This window comes from Candidatus Palauibacter soopunensis (genome assembly GCF_947581735.1).
Taxonomy (GTDB): Bacteria; Gemmatimonadota; Gemmatimonadetes; order Palauibacterales; family Palauibacteraceae; genus Palauibacter; species Palauibacter soopunensis.
The window spans coordinates 257408-274640 of the sequence record NZ_CANPVT010000008.1 but is presented as its reverse complement, the minus strand read 5'-3'; the positions used below and the strand labels follow the sequence as shown (position 1 = coordinate 274640).

Annotated in this window: 18 protein-coding genes; 1 reads left to right on the top strand and 17 read right to left on the bottom strand. The window is 67.6% G+C overall.

Annotated elements, in window-relative coordinates; genetic code table 11:
- Genes RN901_RS05355 through RN901_RS05345 form a run of 3 tightly spaced genes read right to left on the bottom strand, consistent with a single transcriptional unit; the run spans position 1 to position 2178 of the window.
- Positions 1-1086 carry a Xaa-Pro peptidase family protein gene (locus RN901_RS05355; protein ID WP_310756716.1) on the bottom strand — a complete coding sequence of 362 codons (1086 nt, stop codon included), beginning with the start codon at positions 1084-1086 and terminating at the stop codon, positions 1-3.
- Positions 1083-1538 (bottom strand): type II 3-dehydroquinate dehydratase, encoded by a 456-nt coding sequence (gene aroQ / locus RN901_RS05350; protein ID WP_345782356.1) that lies wholly within the window; start codon positions 1536-1538, stop codon positions 1083-1085. The genes RN901_RS05355 and aroQ overlap by 4 nt, the downstream gene beginning before the upstream one ends.
- Positions 1539-1554: 16 nt before the next feature.
- Positions 1555-2178, bottom strand: coding sequence for a tetratricopeptide repeat protein (locus RN901_RS05345; RefSeq protein ID WP_310756712.1), 624 nt, complete (start codon positions 2176-2178; stop codon positions 1555-1557).
- A 414-nt stretch (positions 2179-2592) separates the two neighbouring features.
- On the opposite strand from RN901_RS05345, the gene RN901_RS05340 reads away from it, so the two are divergent.
- Positions 2593-4428 carry a peptidyl-prolyl cis-trans isomerase gene (locus RN901_RS05340; protein ID WP_310756710.1) on the top strand — a complete coding sequence of 612 codons (1836 nt, stop codon included), beginning with the start codon at positions 2593-2595 and terminating at the stop codon, positions 4426-4428.
- 82 nt (positions 4429-4510) lie between these two features.
- Here RN901_RS05340 and RN901_RS14975 read toward each other — a convergent pair whose 3' ends face one another.
- From RN901_RS14975 to RN901_RS05270, 14 genes are all read right to left on the bottom strand, one after another.
- On the bottom strand, positions 4511-4753 hold the full coding sequence (locus tag RN901_RS14975) for a twin-arginine translocase TatA/TatE family subunit (RefSeq protein ID WP_345782354.1): 243 nt from the start codon (positions 4751-4753) through the stop codon (positions 4511-4513).
- Between the two features lie 40 nt (positions 4754-4793).
- Complete coding sequence (locus tag RN901_RS05330) at positions 4794-5075, bottom strand: DUF4321 domain-containing protein (RefSeq protein ID WP_310756709.1); 282 nt, start codon at positions 5073-5075, stop codon at positions 4794-4796.
- A 3-nt stretch (positions 5076-5078) separates the two neighbouring features.
- Positions 5079-6065, bottom strand: a complete 987-nt coding sequence (locus tag RN901_RS05325) for a polyprenyl synthetase family protein (RefSeq protein ID WP_310756707.1) — start codon at positions 6063-6065, stop codon at positions 5079-5081.
- Positions 6066-6129: 64 nt separating this feature from the next.
- On the bottom strand, positions 6130-9072 hold the full coding sequence (locus tag RN901_RS05320; RefSeq protein ID WP_310756705.1) for a putative LPS assembly protein LptD: 2943 nt from the start codon (positions 9070-9072) through the stop codon (positions 6130-6132).
- A gap of 125 nt (positions 9073-9197) precedes the next feature.
- Positions 9198-9989: a twin-arginine translocase subunit TatC gene (gene tatC / locus RN901_RS05315; protein ID WP_310756703.1), complete on the bottom strand. Its 792-nt coding sequence runs from the start codon at positions 9987-9989 to the stop codon at positions 9198-9200.
- On the bottom strand, positions 9986-10498 hold the full coding sequence (gene nrdR / locus RN901_RS05310; RefSeq protein ID WP_310756701.1) for a transcriptional regulator NrdR: 513 nt from the start codon (positions 10496-10498) through the stop codon (positions 9986-9988). Before nrdR ends, tatC begins: the two co-directional genes overlap by 4 nt.
- A gap of 32 nt (positions 10499-10530) precedes the next feature.
- On the bottom strand, positions 10531-11331 hold the full coding sequence (locus RN901_RS05305) for a tetratricopeptide repeat protein (RefSeq protein WP_310756700.1): 801 nt from the start codon (positions 11329-11331) through the stop codon (positions 10531-10533).
- A gap of 1 nt (position 11332) precedes the next feature.
- Positions 11333-11977 carry an OmpA family protein gene (locus RN901_RS05300; protein WP_310756697.1) on the bottom strand — a complete coding sequence of 215 codons (645 nt, stop codon included), beginning with the start codon at positions 11975-11977 and terminating at the stop codon, positions 11333-11335.
- A 149-nt stretch (positions 11978-12126) separates the two neighbouring features.
- Positions 12127-13479 carry a hypothetical protein gene (locus RN901_RS05295; protein ID WP_310756695.1) on the bottom strand — a complete coding sequence of 451 codons (1353 nt, stop codon included), beginning with the start codon at positions 13477-13479 and terminating at the stop codon, positions 12127-12129.
- On the bottom strand, positions 13480-14193 hold the full coding sequence (locus tag RN901_RS05290; RefSeq protein WP_310756693.1) for a TonB C-terminal domain-containing protein: 714 nt from the start codon (positions 14191-14193) through the stop codon (positions 13480-13482).
- Positions 14190-14615 carry a biopolymer transporter ExbD gene (locus tag RN901_RS05285; RefSeq protein WP_310756691.1) on the bottom strand — a complete coding sequence of 142 codons (426 nt, stop codon included), beginning with the start codon at positions 14613-14615 and terminating at the stop codon, positions 14190-14192. Before RN901_RS05285 ends, RN901_RS05290 begins: the two co-directional genes overlap by 4 nt.
- Before the next feature lie 36 nt (positions 14616-14651).
- Positions 14652-15398 carry a MotA/TolQ/ExbB proton channel family protein gene (locus RN901_RS05280; protein ID WP_310756689.1) on the bottom strand — a complete coding sequence of 249 codons (747 nt, stop codon included), beginning with the start codon at positions 15396-15398 and terminating at the stop codon, positions 14652-14654.
- Positions 15398-16711, bottom strand: coding sequence for a glutamyl-tRNA reductase (gene hemA / locus RN901_RS05275; protein WP_310756686.1), 1314 nt, complete (start codon positions 16709-16711; stop codon positions 15398-15400). The genes RN901_RS05280 and hemA overlap by 1 nt, the downstream gene beginning before the upstream one ends.
- Before the next feature lie 49 nt (positions 16712-16760).
- Positions 16761-17201 carry a single-stranded DNA-binding protein gene (locus RN901_RS05270; protein ID WP_310756685.1) on the bottom strand — a complete coding sequence of 147 codons (441 nt, stop codon included), beginning with the start codon at positions 17199-17201 and terminating at the stop codon, positions 16761-16763.
- Positions 17202-17233 lie beyond the last annotated feature (32 nt).

Sequence of the window (17233 nt, the reverse complement as noted above, 5' to 3'; positions counted from 1 at the left end):
CTAGAGCCGGACGAGGGCGCGTGGAAGGCGGGTCAGCGTGCGGGCACCGGCCTCCCCGATCCGCACATCGTCTTCGATGCGCACGCCGCCGCGCCCGGGAAGATACAAGCCCGGTTCCACTGTCACCACGTTCCCCGCCTCCAGGACATCTTCGGAGCGGAACGAGAGGCTGGGGCCCTCGTGCACGTCGAGTCCGATCCCGTGCCCGGTGCTGTGGCCGAAGAAGCCGTCCATGTCGTGGCGCGCGAACGTCTCTCGCACGGCCCGGTCCACGTCCCGGCCCGCGACCCCGTTGCCGATCACCTCGCGCGCCTTCGTCTGAGCTTCGAGCACCTGCCCGTGAAGGGTCACCTGCCAGGGCTCGGGCGTCCCCCGCACGAAAGTGCGCGTGAGATCGCTACAGTAGCCGTCCACGCGCGCCCCGAAGTCGATGAGGAGGAGATCGCCGGGCTCGACGCGCCGGTCCGTGGGTGTCGCGTGGGGAAGCGCGGAGCGTTCTCCCGTCGCGACGATGGGGTCGAACGGGAGCGGATCGGAGCCCCCGCGGCGGAGTTCCATCTCCAGCGCGGTCGCGATCTCGCGTTCGCTCGGACCGGCGGACCAGTCCATGGTCGACAGCAACCGGTTGAACGCACTCTCGGCCACCGCGACCGCTCTTTCGATGGCGTCCACTTCATCGCGGGTCTTCACCTGCCGCAGCGTTCGGATGAGGTCGCGGAGCGGGACGAAGGCGATATCGGGGAGCATGCCGCGGAGAGACTCGTAGTCGGCGACCGTAAGGCCCTCGGCCTCGAACGCGATGGGGGCCGCGGCGGCCGCCGCCACCTCGGCGACGCCACGGATCCACCCCTCGCGACTGACATGGGTGCGGATCGAATCCGCCACCTCGGTGTCCACCTGCTCCTCGTAGCGAAAGTCCGTGACGAGCACGGGCGGACCCTCGAGGGGGATCCACAGAGCCCCGGCGGAGCCCGTGAACCCGCTCAGGTAGCGGACGCTGGATCGGGCGGTCACGAGGACCGACCGGTGCCCGGCGGCTTTCGTCGTCGCTTCGAGCCGAAGGCGCCGGGCTCCCGGCGGTGTCACTCCGCTTCCGCCTCGGCGCTCCCGCGGAGATGCTGGATGAGCGCCTCGAGACCGAACAGGTAGCTGTAGACCCGAAATCCGGTGATGACGCCGATCGCGAGGTCGGAGAGAAGCGACGTGTGCCGGAACGGCTCGCGGGCAAACACGTTGGAGAGGTGGACCTCGACGAAGGGACGGCCGGAGCCGGCGAGGGCGTCGCGGAGCGCCACGCTCGTGTGGGTCAGGGCGGCGGCGTTGACGAGCCACGCATCCACACTGCCGCTGTTCGCCTGCACCCAGTCCACGATCTCGCCCTCGTCGTTGGACTGGAAGAACATGAGCGAGACGCCGCTCGCGCCCGCGCGCTCGCGCAGGAGCGACTCGATCTCGGCCAGTGTCTGCGTTCCGTAATGGTGGGGTTCGCGGCGCCCCAGAAGGTTGAGGTTCGGTCCGTTCAGCACGCCGATGCGGATGGGCCCGCGCACCCGCTCAGTCCGATCCCGCGGGAGCTTCGCCGTCGAGGATTCGACGAAGCTGCTCGCCGATCGACTCGGGGACGGAGGCCGGGTCCGCCGCCTCCGTCCCCTCCGGCGCGGACAGGACCTCCCGAGGCGTTCCGGTCGACGTAGCCTGAGGGCGACGGGAGGGCTGTTCCTTCGCCTCCTCCGCACGGCGACGCATATCGGCGAGCGCGGCGATGAGATCGGCGTTGTCCGGGTGGTTCGAGAGCATCTGCTCGTACACGGCGATGGCACGGTCGAAGAGGCCCTGGCTCGCGTACAGCCCGGCCAGCGTCGAGGTTTCGATGCCTTTCGCGGGAACGGGTGCGGCGCCCGTCTCGCCGCCCCGCGAAGCGGTCCGTGCGTCGGCTTCATCGTCCCGCCACACTTCGTCGAGCGTCTCCAGCCAGTCGTCCGCCGAAGCGGCGTCGCCGGAACCGCCCGCTGTCGTTTCGACGCGCTCGACGCCCAACGCCATGCAGGCGAGAGGGTTCTCCGGATCGAGCGTCAGGATGTGCTCGAATTCGATCCGCGCGGCCTCGTCGCTACCGAGTTCGAGCAGCACGCGGGCGTGGAGCAGGCGCGCGTCCAGATAGTACGGGTGTTGCCTCAAGCCACCTCGGATCACGCCCAGGGCGCGTTAGCGCTCCCCCGCTTGCCGGTAGAGATCGGCGAGGCGCGCGAACGTGTGGGTCCGCGGCTCCGATTCGCCGCGGCGCAGGAGTTGTTCGATCTCCACGGTCTGGTCGTCGGCGGCCACAGGCTTCGCAGGGAGAAAAGCGGCAGGTTCGGGCCTTCCGACCCAGTCCCCGGCAACATACCGACGGTTTTTTTTGGTTGTCAACGAACGCCGCGGGAAAGCGGCCGGGCGCACGCCTTTCGTTGCCCGGAACGCCGGGCCGGCGTACGTTTTCGGCCAATCACGGGACCGGCGGTCGAGGGCAACCGCTCGCGTTTCCGGCCCCGGCGCGGCCGCGTTCGGGCGACTCGATTCAAGACGACAAGGTGGGTTCGGCGTCTCATGTTCATGCGGAAGATGCGCGGCAGCGCGAGCCTCGTGATGGGCATCATGGCCGCGGCCTTCGTGGGCTGGCTGGTGTTCGACGGGATCAACGCGATGCAGGGAGGGAACCTCGGCGGGCAGATCAACCCCGTCGTGGGGCAGGTCGGAGGACAGGACATCCGCTACAACGAGTGGAATATCTTCCTCCAGAACCAGCTCGCGGTGAGCCGCGCGGCCGATCGCGGCATGACGGACGAGGATGTTCGCGTCGTGACCGAACGGGCCTGGGAGAGCCTGATCAGCGCGACGCTGATCCAGGCGGAGCTGGATCGGCTCGGGGTCAGCGTGACCGATGCGGAGGTTCGGCAGGCATTTTTTACGCAGCCACCGCAGGAGATGTTGAGCTACCCCGGGTTCCAGACGGACGGGCGGTTCGACATCGACAAGTACCGCCGGTTCTTCACGGACCCGGCGACGGATGAGACGCAACTGCTGCAGATCGAGGGCTACTACCGCTCCATCCTTCCGCGCGCGAAGCTGCAGACGCTCGTCCAGAGCGGCATCTACGTGTCCGAGGAAGAAGCGTGGCGGTTCTATCGGGACACGAACGAGCAGGCCCGCGTCCGCTTCGTGCGGATCGACCCGGCCCAGACCGTGGCCGACTCCCAGGTCTCCGTTTCGGAGGACGAGATCCGGCGGGTCTATGACGAACGCGTGGATGAGCTCATCCGGCCCGCCAGCGCCCGCGTGAACATGGTCAGCATCTCACTCCGACCTTCCGTCGCCGACTCGCTCGCCGCCCGCGAACGGGCCGCCGCCCTTGCGGACCGCGTGCGGGGAGGCGAGGACTTCGCGGAGGTGGCGATGGCCGAGTCCGCGGACTCCATCTCCGGCGTCGAGGGTGGTTTCATGGGCAAACGTCCGACGGGCGCCTTCGACCCGCGACTCATCGATGCCGCCGCGGACGCCCCGCTGGGACGGGTCACGGATCCGGTCGAGACGCCGTTCGGGCTGCACGTCCTGCAGGTCGACGAGCGGACGGCCGACTCTCTGGCGCTGCGCCAGATCTACGTTCCGTTCGAGATTTCCGGCGCCACCGAGGATTCGGTCTTCACGCTCCTCGACGACTTGGAGGATCTTGCGCTGCGTACGGATCTCACGACCGCCGGCGACTCCCTGGGAGTGACGATCCGCACCGACGTTCAACTCCTGGACGGCGTGGATTTCATTCCGGGCGCGGGCCAGCTGGGGGTGGCGCGGGAGTGGGCCCTCGGCCCCGAGAGCGAGATCGGGGACCTGTCCGATTCATTCGAGAACCCGTCGGGGTTCCACCTGATCGAGCTTCTCGGACGACGGGACGAGAGCACGATTCCGTTCGAGGAAGCCGGAATCGGGATTCGCGCGGAACTGCTCGTGGAGAAGAAGAAGGAACGGGCCGCGGAACTGGCCGGCGGTCTGCTCGACGCGGTCGCGGCCGGGAGTTCTCTCGACGAGGCGGCGGAGGAACTCGGATGGTCGGTCGAGGAGACCGAGCTATTCCGCCGAGGCGATTTCGTCCCGGGACTCGGTCAGGGCACGGAGGCGGTCGGCTTCGGATTCGGGGCCGGCGTCGGCGAGTTCAGCGGCGTGCTCGACGCCGGTGACGCGGTGGTCGTCGTGGAGGTCCTGGAGCGTGAAGAGGCCACGCGGAACGGGTTCGAGGAGGTCAGGGATGCCGTGCTGGGGCAATTGAGCTTCGAGCGTTCCCAGCAGTACGTGCAGAAGTGGCTGGCTGCGCTTCGCGAAGACACGGTCGTCGAGGATCACCGCGAGAGGCTCCTCCTGCAGCAGGAGGCCCAGCCGATGATTCCGGGCTTCTGACCCCTAGCCGTTGACGACCCGCCGGGCCGCCGACCGGCGCGGAACCGCGGGGCCCCGATCCGCCGGGTCCCCCGGCTATCGCCTAGCTTTCCGTATTGGCGGGGCGGGCCTGCGCGGGCTCCTGGGTGGTGGAGGCGGTCGATGGAGGCGCGGTGTCCCCCGTGATCTCGGCCCGCACATCGCCCTCGACCTCCTTGATCGAGCCCTTGAACTCACGGATCCCCCGGCCGAGAGAACTCCCGATCTCGGGAAGCCGCTTCGCGCCGAAGAGTAGCAGGATAGCGAGGAATACGAGCAGCAACTCCCATGGGCTCAGACCGAACATCTCAGACTCCTTGGTTGTGGCTCATCTCCGGTCCCCCCGGTCAGAGAAGCGACCGGGCGAACCAGGCGACGAGCACGACCCCGACGACGCTCAACACGTTCAGGCGCAGGACGATCGGCCCCAGCGTGAATGCGAGCACCTTGAGATCGAATGCAAGCGGCTGCAGTGAAGCCGCGACCGTTGTAACAAAAAACTGACGCGCCGCTGACGGGGGCAACGTAACCGTCGCGAGTTCGGTGAGCAGCCCCCCGAGCACGAATCCCCCCGCGATGATGAGGACCAGGCGTATCGGGGAACGATGGCGTCTGCTTCCGAAGTTCACTTGCTACCGTACTCTCTCGACTACGTAGTCCACTGCCAGGCTCAGTGCATCGAGGCACGGGCTCGCCGGCAGGTGCCGGAGCTGGTCCCGTGCCTGGTCCGCCCGCGACCGCGCTTCCTCGCGAGCCGTCTCCACGCCTCCATGCGCTTCGACGAGATCCACGATCTCCTGCACGGCTTCCGGGGAGGGCTCCGGGTCCGAAAAAAGCTCTTCGACAGCGCGTCGCTCCCCCCACTCCATCTTGGGCAGAGCGGCGATCAGGGGCAACGTTACCTTGTGTTCCTGCAGGTCCTGCCCGCGCGGCTTGCCCATCACGCGAGTCGACGATGAATAGTCGAGGAGATCGTCGACGATCTGGAACGCCATCCCCAGATGATGGCCATACCCGCGCAGGGCGTCCCGATATTGCGGCGCTCCCGACAGCGTCCCGAGTTCGCACGCCGCGGACATCAGAGACGCCGTCTTGTGTTCGCACAGCCTCTCGTAGTCCTCGCGCGTGAAGTCGAGGCCATCGTGGAGTACGAGCTGCCGCATTTCCCCGATCGTCATGCGGTTCGCGGTGTGGGCGAGGAGGGCGACCTGCTCGAGCCTTCCGAGCGCAACGACCTCGATGACCGCGCGCGAATAGAGGTAGTCTCCCGCGATGATCGCGACCTGGTGCGTCCAGCGATGGTTGACGGTGGGCCGGCCTCTTCGCCTCGCGGAGTGATCGACCGCATCGTCGTGCACGAGAGTCGCCACATGCAGCAGTTCGACGATGGCCCCCAGTTTCACGGCATCCGGGGAGGAACGCCCTCCAACGCCGTTGGCGAGGAGGAGCAGGGTCGGCCGAAGGAGCTTCCCGGACCGCGCAAACAGGTAGTCGCCCACTTCGTCGAGGGCTTCGAATCCCGATGGCGCCATCCCGCGGAGCTCGCGCTCGACGGCAAGGAGCCGATCCGCTACGGGCAGGCGGACTTGTTCCAGATCGATGGCGGTGGTCGGGAGCATACCCTCCTCGGCGCGCGAGCCGCGCATGAAGTGCACGGGAATGTCGGGAGCCCCGAGAAGATTGTCAAAAGCGCCCGGGGCCCAGCCCGCCGGAACCGAAACCGCGCTGGCCGTCCTGCGTCTGCTGGTCGTAGTCGAACTTGAGATCGGGCGCATCCTGGAGGCTGACGCTCATCTGGAAGATGAAGTTCCCGTTGGGCGAGCGGGCGAACATGAAGGTCGCGATCCAACGGTGCAGGGAGCGGTCGAGCGTGATGAGGTGCTCTCCGAATTCCTTTTCGGTGAGGTTGTAGGTCGTCCGCCAGGCGAGACGCCAGCTCGGCGACGGATTGAGCGAAAGGACCGCGTTGAGCGACTGTCGGTCCTGCGAACTCTGGTCCTCCCGGCCGCGCTGAAGCGAATAGGTCAACGCGAGCGTCCACGGGCCGCCCCCTCGCACGCCGGGATCCGCCGGATCCGGATTCTCGTCGAAACTCTGCAGCCGGTATCGGGAATCCGCCGCGTTGCGCAGACGATTCTGGGGATCGGCTCCACCCCCTCCACCCCCGCCGCCCAGTCCGAGCAACCCGCCGAGACCGCTGGCCGAACTGAACGTGAAGCTGCCCGTCAGGCTCGACAGGATGGGGGCGAAGGTCCGATCCTGCCCCGTGCCCTCGAACAGGTCGAGAGACATGTTCAGCGACAGTCCCCTCAGCAGATCCGAGTTGATGCGGTGCGACCAGCGGTCCGTCGTCAACGGCGACTCGTTCTCGCGCGACCAGTCGAAGGTGAGCGGACTCGAATTGATTCCCAGGAGGACGACGTTCCGGCGTGGCTGCGCGCGACGCGGCGCATCGGGGTCCCCCGTGTCCGGCCCGGTGACGGACGCCGCCTCCTGCCCGGCGTCCGCCGGTCCCTGGCCCGCTTCGGCGGGATCCTCTTCGGCCGATTCGGTCTCCGGCGCCTGAACGCCGGCCGAATCGCCGGCCGCCGCGAGCGAATCCGCCTCGGCCGTGGCCGCGCCGGGCTCCTGGCCGGTCGAGTCCGCCTCGAGCGAGCGGCCCTCCAGCAGCGCCTCCGCTTCGGGGTCGAGCTCGACTTCCTCCCGCAGCTTGGCTTCAAACGTCTGGTTCAGGGTGACGCGAAGCCGGTTCTCCTCCTTGGAATTCGACACCGGAAAGCCGGGGATCGAAAGCAGGGAATCGGAGGCTTCCACAGCCGGTGAATAGTCGTAGTGAAAGCGCGGCGAGACCTTGTGGCGGATCCGCTCGAACGGGCCGACGCCGGGCAAAAACCCGTAGAGATCGGTGGACACCGCGGCTCCGAAGCGGAGACGCGTCGGCGCGGTGATGAACTCGCCGTTCGTATCGTCCGACTGAAACCGGCTCGCGTCCACGCTCAGCGTCGGGCGAAGCGTCGTGCTCCCGATGAGGTCGATCTGGTATTCCGCCTGCGCTCCGTAGTCCAGTTTCGAAACGCTCCCGGACGCCGCGGACGCCGTGGTGTCGGCGCCGGGCATCGGCTGGAACGGAAGTACCGTGTTGCGGTTGAAGTTCGTCCGCCCACTGACTCCGAAGGAGCCGATGCGGACGGCACTGTTCGCGGACGCAACTTCGGTTCTCTTGCCGTCGCTCTCTTCCTGGGTCCGGTCGAGGCGCGAAGCGGAGAAGCCGCCGTTGACGACGATATTGTTGAACGGCCCGCTGCGGTTGCTGGGCGCGCGGAAGAGGGTCAGGGGCGAGAAGGTCATCTGAAGCTTGGGCAGCGTGAGGTCCGTCCGCCCCTTCTGCGCCCCCAGGTCCTGGCGCCGGCTTCCGCTCAGGTTGACGGATGCGAAGGGGAATCGGTGCTGGACTCCTACATCCGACGCGATTCGTTGCGTCTGTACCGTCGGGTCGAAGGTCTGACGTTCGAAGACGGTGGTGTTCGAGATGAAGTTGGCGTTGACCCGTATGTCCGTGACGGGGGTCAACTCGTGATTGTGGCGCATCTGGAACTGCAGCGTCTTCTCGTTCCCGAAACTGTAGCTCGCGATGACATTGCCGCGGAAGAACTTCTTGATCGAGCGGTATCGGACGGCTCCGTTGAGGCGGGTGAAGCGCCCGCTGAACCAGTCGGCCGTCGCCTGCGCGTCCATGAAATCGTTGAACGCGAAGTAATACCCGAAGTCGGTGATGCTCCGGCGGGCATTGCTGGAGGACGCGACGACATCGTTGAATCCGAAGCGGGGCGGCAGAAAGCCGCTTCTGCGCTCCTCCCGAATGTCCTGCGCGAAGAAGGGAAGCCAGGCGACGGGCACGTTCTGGATGTAGAGGGTCACGGGCCACGCTACGACGATGTCGTCCGAGACGACCTTGATCTGTCCGGCGCGGAAGTAGTAGTGCGGTTCCTCGAGATCGCACGACGTGAAGTTTCCGGTCTCGACGAAGGCGGTGCCGGAGCCCCGCATGGTCATGAGCCCCCTGATGAACCAATCGGCGCCCTGCTGCGCAAACGAGGTTCGCGCATCGACCACGGTGCCCTTGGTGGCGGAGACGTCGTAGTTCAGACACTCGTCCGAGATGACGTTCTCCCCTTCTCCGGTGAGCGAGATGTTGCCGCAGCCCCGCACGAACTGCAGACCCGCCTCGTAGGTGATGGTGTCCGCATCGATCGTGGACTGCTCGTACATCACCTGTGCCTCTCGATTGAGTTGCACGCGCTGCCGGTCGACCTCCAGCTCGACCCCACGCCCCTGGTATTGGACGACCTGATAGCCGGGCTCCCCGAGGAGTTGCCCGAAGATGTCGTCCTGTTGAGGGAACGGCGGGTCCGTCGGACCGGCATCGAGGGTGTCCGCGGCGGCCGAGTCCGGAAGCGCCGGGACCGCGGCGGCGCTCGAGTCACCGACTGCGGCCGAGTCGCCGGCCGCAGCGGCGGAGTCGCCAGCCGCCGCGGAATCTTCGACCGCAGCGGAGTCGGCTTCCGGGAGGTCCAGCGTATCCCGGGCCGTCGAGTCCTGCCGCACGGAGTCCCGCCCCACGACCACGACCGTGTCGGTATCCGCCCGGGCGGTGAACTGAAGGGGTCGGGCGCCCGCGGGCGCGGCGCGTGCGGTTTCGGTTGCGCCGAGGCCGCCGATCAGGGCCGCCAGCGCCAGAAGTGTACGGAGCCTCAGGCGGAGCTTCCTTCCCCCGAGGCCCGCTCCGTCTCCTGGCGACGCCGGCGAAGCACGCGGGTCATGATCACCGAAATCTCGTAGAGAAACATCATCGGCAGCATCATTGCGAGCATCGTGTAAGGGTCGGCGGGCGTGAGGAACGCCGAGACGACGGCCATTACGACGATCGCGTGCCGTCGGTACTTCGCGAGCCCTTCCGGCGTCACGATTCCGAGCAGCGACAGGAAGACGAGCACGACCGGCAACTCAAAGATGAGCCCGAACGCCAGGATCAACCGGACGGCGAAAGTCAGATACTCGTTGATCATGATGACGGGGTTGAGTTCCCCGCTGAAGAAGTTCAGCAGGATCCTGAGCCCGAGCGGCAGGACCAGGAAATACGCCATTGAGATGCCGGCGATGAAGAGGATGGTTCCCGAGGCGATCGCCGGGATGGCGAACTTGCGCTCGCTCTCGTACAGGGCTGGCGAGAGGAACCCCCAGGCCTGCCAGGCGAGGTAGGGGAAGGCCGCGAGGAGGCCCACGATAAAGCCGAGCTTGAGGATGATGACGAACGGAGTCGTCACACTGGAGTAGTTGAGGGCCTCACCCGGGAGGAGGTCCGCGATGGGTCGCTGGACGATGCCGAGCACGTCCCACTGCGTCACGGCCACGAGCCCGATGATCATGCCGACGAGGAGCGCGAGGAGCGCGCGGATCAGTCGCGTGCGAAGCTCATCCAGGTGATCCAGGAAGGGCATCTCCGCCTGATCGGTCTCCGCCTGGGTCTGTCGCCGCAGCCTCATCGGCCCTGGTCACCTCCTGATGAGAACAGATCGACCTGCCCGGCCGCGGTGTGTCCCGCGCGCAGCAGCAGTTCCCGCACTTCCTCCATGAACTCCGTCGTGTCCTGGAAGTTCCGATACACGCTGGCGAAGCGCACGTACGCGACCTGGTCCAGGGCGCGGAGCCGCTCCATGACGAGCTCTCCCAACCGAAGGCTCGCGACGTCCCGCTGGTCGGCAGCCGCCAGTTGTTCCTCGACTTCATCGACGAGGAACTCGATGTCGCGGTTCGATACGGGCCGCTTCGCGCAGGCGACGCGGATGGAGGCGAGGAGCTTGCCGCGATCGTAGGTCTCCGAGCCGCCGTCCTTCTTCATGACGAGCAGAGGCTCTTCCTCGACCTGCTCGTAGGTCGTGAAGCGTTCGCCGCAGGAGAGGCACTCGCGCCGGCGGCGAGTGGCCCGACCGCCGCGACTCGTGCGGGAGTCGACGACCCGAGCCTCCAGGTGGTTACAGCCGGGACACTGCACGGTTGCCTGCGGTCACCCGACGGCTGGTGTCACTAGCCGCCCAGCTTCTCGCGTTCCCGGCGGGCCTCCGGCGCCTCGGGGCTGTTCGGATAGCCGCTCTCAATCTGGGCGAACAACCGCCTCGCCACCGCCGTGTTGCCCCGTCCCGCCTCGATCATCGCTCGGCGAAAGAGCGCCGCGGGAGCCCGGCTCGAATCCGGATAGAGTTCCGTCAGCCGACGGTACTCCTCGAGCGCTCCGCCGGGATCCTCCGCATCCTCATAGGTGCGCGCCACCCAGTACTGGGCATCGGGCGCGAACTCGTGGCTGCCGTAGACGGCGATAAAATCGCGGAACGCATCGCGCGCGGTCTGGAGGTTGCCGCGCTGGTACATATCGAGCGCCAACGCGTAGAACTGCGATGCCTCGTCGGACCCGGACCCGGCGGAGGCGTCGGGGTTCGATTCGGCGGCAACCGGCCCGGCGGCGGGTGGGCCCGCGCCAGCCGGTCCGGGGAAGCCCATCGGCGAAGGGGAGCCCACGCGGCGCTGATGCTCGTAGATGTCGTTGAGCAACTGGTTGTTCTGGGCGGACATCTCGATGAGCTGCTCGAAGAGACCCTCGAGCCGCCCGAGCAGCCGTTCGAGTTCACCCCGACCCGTCGTCTCCCGGCGCTCGCTCGAACTTTCGAACGATTCCAGGTCCGCCTGCACCGCCTCGGCCAGCCGGAGCTGTCCCTCGGCGAGACCTGCGATATCGTCCCGCAGGGCGTCGCCCATCGTCTCGACATCGCCCCTGGACGCGCAGGCGGCGGCCGCAACGCCCAACAGCACGGCGACCGCCGCATTTCGCATTCTAGATATCTCCGTCCGTGATGACGAACTCACCGCGACGATTCTGCCGCCACGCCGACTCGTTGCTCCCCCGCGCCAGCGGCATCTCCTCCCCGAACGTCACGACATCGAAGCGGTCGGCGTCCAGCCCCAGGCTGGAGAGATAGTCGACCGCGGCCTGAGCCCTCCTCAGACCGAGCGCCTGGTTGTACTCCAGGGAGCCCCTCTCGTCGCAATGGCCCTCGACCCGGAGGCGGATGTCGGACCGATCCCGCAGCGCGTCGGCCTTGCTCTGCAGAATCGCGGCGGCGGCGTCGGTGATGGCGGATTCGTTGTAGTCGAAGTGAATCCGCGCAACGATCGCCTCGCCCGCCATCGCGCGCTCGATGTTCGCGGGCGCGGACTCCGCGCACGTCGTACCGGGATAGTCGCTTACCGCCCGCTCGAGCAATTCGCGCGCGGTCGTGAAGTCTCCCTCCTCCATGGCCGCCATCGCTTGATCGCAGAGCCGGGCCGCGGCGGCCTCGCGCTGCTCGCTGTCATCCACGGCCGGGGGCGGCGGGGGCGGGGGCGGCGGGGGCACCGGCTCCGGTTCCGGGTTGCCGCTACACGCCGTCGCCAGAAGCGCAACGAGAAGAATTGGAGCGAATCGGTGGCTCAGCCGCATCGAGGTCTCCTTGTTTACCAGTCGCGGGACGAAATTCGGCGAGGACAGGGCAAACGTCGGCGCTGAAAACGCTGACCCGATCCCGGTTTCAACACGGATTCGTAACCTATCAAAGACCCGTCAAGTCGCAACCCGCGAGACGACTCCGGTCATGAGCCTGGCGGAATGGGGGGCGACCAGTCCGGGAGACCGTCGAGCCGTCCCGCTGTCAGAGGCCGGGACCTCCCCGTGAAGGTATCGAGGATCCAGACGGTCGAGCCCTGGGCGTCGAGCGACGAGAAGACGAGATGACGGCCGTCGGGCGCCCAACTGGGATCCTCGCTCTCGCCGCGCCGAGTCAACATGCGCCGGTCGGTGCCATCGGGGTTCACCGTGAAGATCTGCCAGCGGCGGTCGCTCAGGGCGGAATACGCGATCCGGTCGCCGTTGGGCGACCAGTCCGGGCCGGCCGCGTTGGTATCCTCCCGCGGGTGGTAGATGCTGATGCGGCGGGCCGGGCCTCCCGAGACGAGACGGACATAAACCTGCTGCTCGTTGGCCGGATCGGCCTCGTACGCGAACGACGCCCCATCCGGCGAGAAGCTGGGGTTCAGAGACTGGACCCGGCCTTCGGTCAGCGGCCCGTCGCCCTCGACCACGATGCGCGCCGTGCCGCCGACGCCCTCCGCGTAGGCCAGTCGTCCATCCGGCGTCCAGCTCGGCGTCTGAATGAGTCTGCCGGACCTCACCGTTCGGCGGCTGCCGGTGATGAGGTTCATCTCCACGAGCGAGAAGTACCCCGTCTCATCCTGGATCGTGTACGCGATGCGGGTGGCGTCCGGCGAGAAGGCGGGCGAAAAGACGTTGCGCCCCCCGGTCTCGATCCGCTGCGGGTTCCGGCCATCACTGTCGATGAGCAGCAGGTAGGACGACCCGTCGCCATCCCTCCGGCGCAGTGCGATCCGCGTCGCGGCGATGCCGCGCTGGCCTCCCGTCGCCCAGAAGACGATCCGGTCGGAGATCCGGTGGACCGACATTCGAAAATCGGCCGCATCCATGGAGGGCAAACTGAAGGCCTGGACGTTCTCGAGGTTTCCGTACACGACGTCGTGCAGGCTGACTCTGAGCAGCGGAGTCTGCGTCCCCGGCGCGACGGAGATGTCCGAGGTGACCAGCCACACGGCACCGAGCTCGTTCCAGAGCGCGTAGTTCGGAGGGCCGCTCAAGGTGAGCGTGTCGGGCACCGCGAGGATGTCGAACCGGTCGGAATAGTCGAGGTCCGTGCGAAGAATCTCGCCGACCGCCGCGCCCAGGTCGTCGAATCCGGCGCTCGCGGAGACGGGTGCGACGACCATGCCCGGCACGTAGCCGGCTTCGTAGGTGAGGCCCAGACGGAGCGCGCCGCCCTCCTGGCCCCCCAGCGGCGCTCCAGCCGCGGCGGCGGCCAGCACCAACCCCGCGGCGCTGACCCGTTGGCGCTGCCCGGCCGCACGGCGGCGACGAAAGTCCCCGGATCCGCCCATTCAGCGTACACTCGGATCGAAGAAGAACGAGACGGCGAGCGCGTCGGCCGGGAAGTCATCGGGAAGCGGGCCGAAGGCCCGGTCACGGCCCGCCGATTCCACGGCCCCCATCGCCTGGGTGTCGAAGACCAGGCTCCCGGATCTCGCCACCCACTCGAACCCCGTCACCCGCCCGTCCCGGTGGATGATGAAGTAGACCTCGGCCCGAAGCTCGCGCGCGCCGACGGGAGGCCGCCAACGGCGCTGGATCTGCCGGATGATGTTCTCCCCGTATTCGGGCCAGGCCGAGGCTTCGCCGGCGATCCGGATACTGAGAACTTCCTCGCCGACTTCCTCGGTCCGCGCGGGTTCCGGCTCCGCCTCGCGTTCGACCTGTACCTCGGCCTCCACCGTGGGCGTCTCCACCTGCGGCACCGGATCGGGCGTCGGTTCGGGCGGAGGCGGCCGGTTCTCCTCCTCCGCGACCTCGGGTGGCGAGGGATCGAGGCGGATCGGCGCATCCTCCGGAGCGAACGCGACCATGTTCACCCGGTATGTCCTGGGCAGTTCGGCCGGGCGGATCACCGCGTCGCCGAACACGGCGAGGACCGCGAGACCGCCGTGGAAGCAGAGCGAGCCATACACGGCCCGCCGGGGTGGACGCCCGTGACGCTGCGGCCCTCCGCGTCGCCATGCGCGCCAACGCCCGCCTTCCGTCCCTCCGCGCAGATTCATGGGCGGCGACGCCTCGGGTCCGGATCGGTGACGATGTTCAGCACGCCTCCGGCGTCCTGAATCGGACCCATCACGCGGGTCGCCTCCCGAAGGGCGAGATCGCCATCCGCCTTCAGATATACCATGTCCGACTCGAAGCGCTCGAGAGCCAGCGCGAGCGAAGCGTCGAACTCCTCGAACGTCACCGGTACGTCATCCAGGTAGATCTGCCCGTCTGCGTCGATCGAGACGACGAGCGCATCGGAGGCGCTGAGAGGCGCGGAGACGCCCTCCGGCAGGTCGATTTCGATCCCACCCTGAAGAATGGGCGCCGTGATCATGAAGATGATGAGGAGGGTGAACGCGACGTCGACGAGGCTCGTGACGTTGATCTCCGCCACGACGCCGATCCCGTCCGCCTGCTGTGTAAAGCGCCTCTTCATCCCGCGTTCCTCATCCTCCGGCCCCGCGGTCCCGGATCACAGGCGACCCTCGCGCGCCAGCGTCCCCACGAATTCGCTCGCGAATCCTTCCAGTTCTCCCACGAAGAGACGCAGGCGGGAAGCATAGTGGTTGTACGCGATGACCGCGGGAATCGCGACGGCCAGCCCCGCGACCGTGGTCGTAAGCGCCTCCGCGATGCCGGGCGCGACCGCCGCGATGTTGGCGGACCCCTGCGATGTGATCCCGATGAAAGAGTTCATCACGCCCACGACGGTCCCCATGAGGCCGAGGAGAGGGCTCACGGAACCGATGATCGCGAGCCAGGGCAGCCCGTGCGCGAGTTCATCCTTCTCCTCCGAAAGGCTCTTCTCGAGCACCAGCCACAGCGCTTCGAGCTGCGTAGGGCTCAACCCGTCCCCGACGTGCGTGGTCTCGAGCGCGCCCGGACGGAGTTCGGAGAAGAAGGCGATCCCCTCCCGGAACACCCGTCTGAAGGCGGAATCGTCGAGTTCCGCCAGCGCGTCGTTGAGGTCCACGAGGCCGTTGGCCCCGGCCATCGCGAACACGAAGTCATCCGCCCGCGCGTTCACGGCGCGCAACTCGCGGAACTTCCAGATGATGAGGACCCAGGACACGAGCGAGAAGGCGGCGAGCACGGTGAGGATGATCTTCGTGGGGAGGGTCGCGCCCAGGATCATGTCGATGGGGGAGTCGATGACGCGCGCGGAAAGATCCTGCACGATCTCCAGTCCCCCTCCGACCCCGATCCCGATGCCCGCCATCACGTGCGCCTCCCCTCCACCTTTTTCGGGCTCATCCGCTCCCTCCTCACTTCCCCAACCAACCATGGCTCCATCCGACGAAGACACGCCTCGCCGTCAGACCGTTCGGCGAGCCACCGGATGGCGCGGGTCGGCCCGTGCAGAACCTTGTTGAGCGCCGCCTGACTCGCCAGCCGCAGAGCTTCGTCGGTGTCGTCGGGATCCGGGCCGTGGGCGGCGACGGCATCGGCTACCAGCCGGCGAGCGGTGTTCCTGAGCGCCCGCACGGCGGGGTCCGCGCGACGACTTCGACGCCACGCCCGGTATTTCGCGACGTGCCGCTCGATGATCGCCTCCGCGCGCTCGCGCTCGTACTCGCGCGCCGCCCGGGCCCGGTCCACGACGTGCCGCAGGTCGTCGATGTTGTACAGGAACACATCGGGGATCTCGGCCACTCGCGGATCGACGTTGCGGGGCACGGCGATGTCGAGGATCACGAGCGGCGCGCGCCCCGTCCTCGAGCCCCGGACGTGCCCCGCGCGTAGGAAGGCCGCCTCCGACTCCGTGCAGGTGACGACGAGGTCCACGCGACCCAGCGCCTCGAGCGCCGTGCTCCGTCGCATCGGGAACGCATCGAGCGGCCGGCTCACACGCTCCGCCCGGGCCGGGTCGCGGCTCGCGAGGAACACCCGCCTTGCCCCTTCCCGTTTCAGGCACTGCACCGTGAGTCTTCCCATGTCGCCGGTCCCGAGCACGAGCACGCTACGGTCATCGAGTGAGCCGAACACTTTCCGGGCGAGACCGACGGCCGCGCCGGGGATCGACGTGACGCCACTCGCGATCGACGTATCGGCCCTCACACGCCCGCCGACCTCGAGGGCCGACTGGAACAACCGATGCAGCACGGGCCCCACCATGGGACGCCCATCCCGATAGGCTCCGCGGACCTGGCCCTGAATCTGCGGTTCGCCGACGATGAGCGATTCCAGTCCGCCGGTGACGCGGAACAGGTGCCGGACGGCGCTCGCTCCTTCGAGCGTGGCCAGGTACGAATCTCCCGCGGCCCCCAGACCCGAAACCCTGCACAGCGCCTCGCGACCGAGCCGGTCGAGTGTCTCTGCGTCGCTCCCCGCCAGATAGCATTCCGTCCGGTTGCACGTGGAAAGCACGACGCACTCCGAGACGCCCGGTCTGGCCGTCAGATTCTCGACCCACTCGGCTCGTCGCCGCTCACCGAGCGCGAAACGCTCCCGAACGTCGATGGGGGCCGTCCGGTGGCTGAGTCCAACCGCGACGAGCGCGTCGGCGGGAGAACGCGATATCGTCTCCGGCATCGAGGGATCCATGCCGTGGCGAGGTCCGGCGGTCGCGACGCCGGACGCCTCAGAAGGGGAGATCGTCCTCACCCGCGACGGACCGGTTGGAGAACTCGGAGAAATCGGAACGCTCCTGCCGCGGTTCCGTCGCCGAATAGTTCTCTCCGCCGCCCCCGCTGCTCCCGAGCATGATCATCTCGAGCGCTCGGATCTCCGTTGTATACCGCGTCTGGCCGTCCTGCCCCTCCCACTGCCGGTACTCGATCCGGCCCTCCACGTAGACGCGGTCGCCCTTGCGCAGGTATTGCTCACAGATCTCGGCAAGACGGTCCCAGCAGACCACTCGATGCCACTCCGTCTTTTCCTGTTGGTCACCGGCGCGAGTCGTCCAGCGGCGGCTGGTCGCGACGGAGAGCGTCGCCACCCGCGTACCCGTGTTCGTCGACCGCACTTCCGGGTCCGCGCCCAGGTTTCCGATGAGTGTCGCCTTGTTCAGACTGCGCGCCATTCCCGCCTCCCCGCTGATCGACTCGAAGGTCC

Bases quoted from the DNA above. Each gene is read 5' to 3' on its own strand.
- RN901_RS05325 (WP_310756707.1), bottom strand. From the start codon at position 6,065: ATGCTCCCGACCACCGCCATCGATCTGGAACAAGTCCGCCTGCCCGTA.
- tatC (WP_310756703.1), bottom strand. From the start codon at position 9,989: ATGAGGCTGCGGCGACAGACCCAGGCGGAGACCGATCAGGCGGAGATG.
- RN901_RS05285 (WP_310756691.1), bottom strand. From the start codon at position 14,615: ATGAAGAGGCGCTTTACACAGCAGGCGGACGGGATCGGCGTCGTGGCG.
- RN901_RS05290 (WP_310756693.1), bottom strand. From the start codon at position 14,193: ATGAATCTGCGCGGAGGGACGGAAGGCGGGCGTTGGCGCGCATGGCGA.
- RN901_RS14975 (WP_345782354.1), bottom strand. From the start codon at position 4,753: ATGTTCGGTCTGAGCCCATGGGAGTTGCTGCTCGTATTCCTCGCTATC.
- RN901_RS05340 (WP_310756710.1), top strand. From the start codon at position 2,593: ATGCGGAAGATGCGCGGCAGCGCGAGCCTCGTGATGGGCATCATGGCC.
- RN901_RS05295 (WP_310756695.1), bottom strand. From the start codon at position 13,479: ATGGGCGGATCCGGGGACTTTCGTCGCCGCCGTGCGGCCGGGCAGCGC.
- RN901_RS05305 (WP_310756700.1), bottom strand. From the start codon at position 11,331: ATGCGAAATGCGGCGGTCGCCGTGCTGTTGGGCGTTGCGGCCGCCGCC.
- RN901_RS05270 (WP_310756685.1), bottom strand. From the start codon at position 17,201: ATGGCGCGCAGTCTGAACAAGGCGACACTCATCGGAAACCTGGGCGCG.
- RN901_RS05280 (WP_310756689.1), bottom strand. From the start codon at position 15,398: ATGGCGGGCATCGGGATCGGGGTCGGAGGGGGACTGGAGATCGTGCAG.
- hemA (WP_310756686.1), bottom strand. From the start codon at position 16,711: ATGCCGGAGACGATATCGCGTTCTCCCGCCGACGCGCTCGTCGCGGTT.
- RN901_RS05300 (WP_310756697.1), bottom strand. From the start codon at position 11,977: ATGCGGCTGAGCCACCGATTCGCTCCAATTCTTCTCGTTGCGCTTCTG.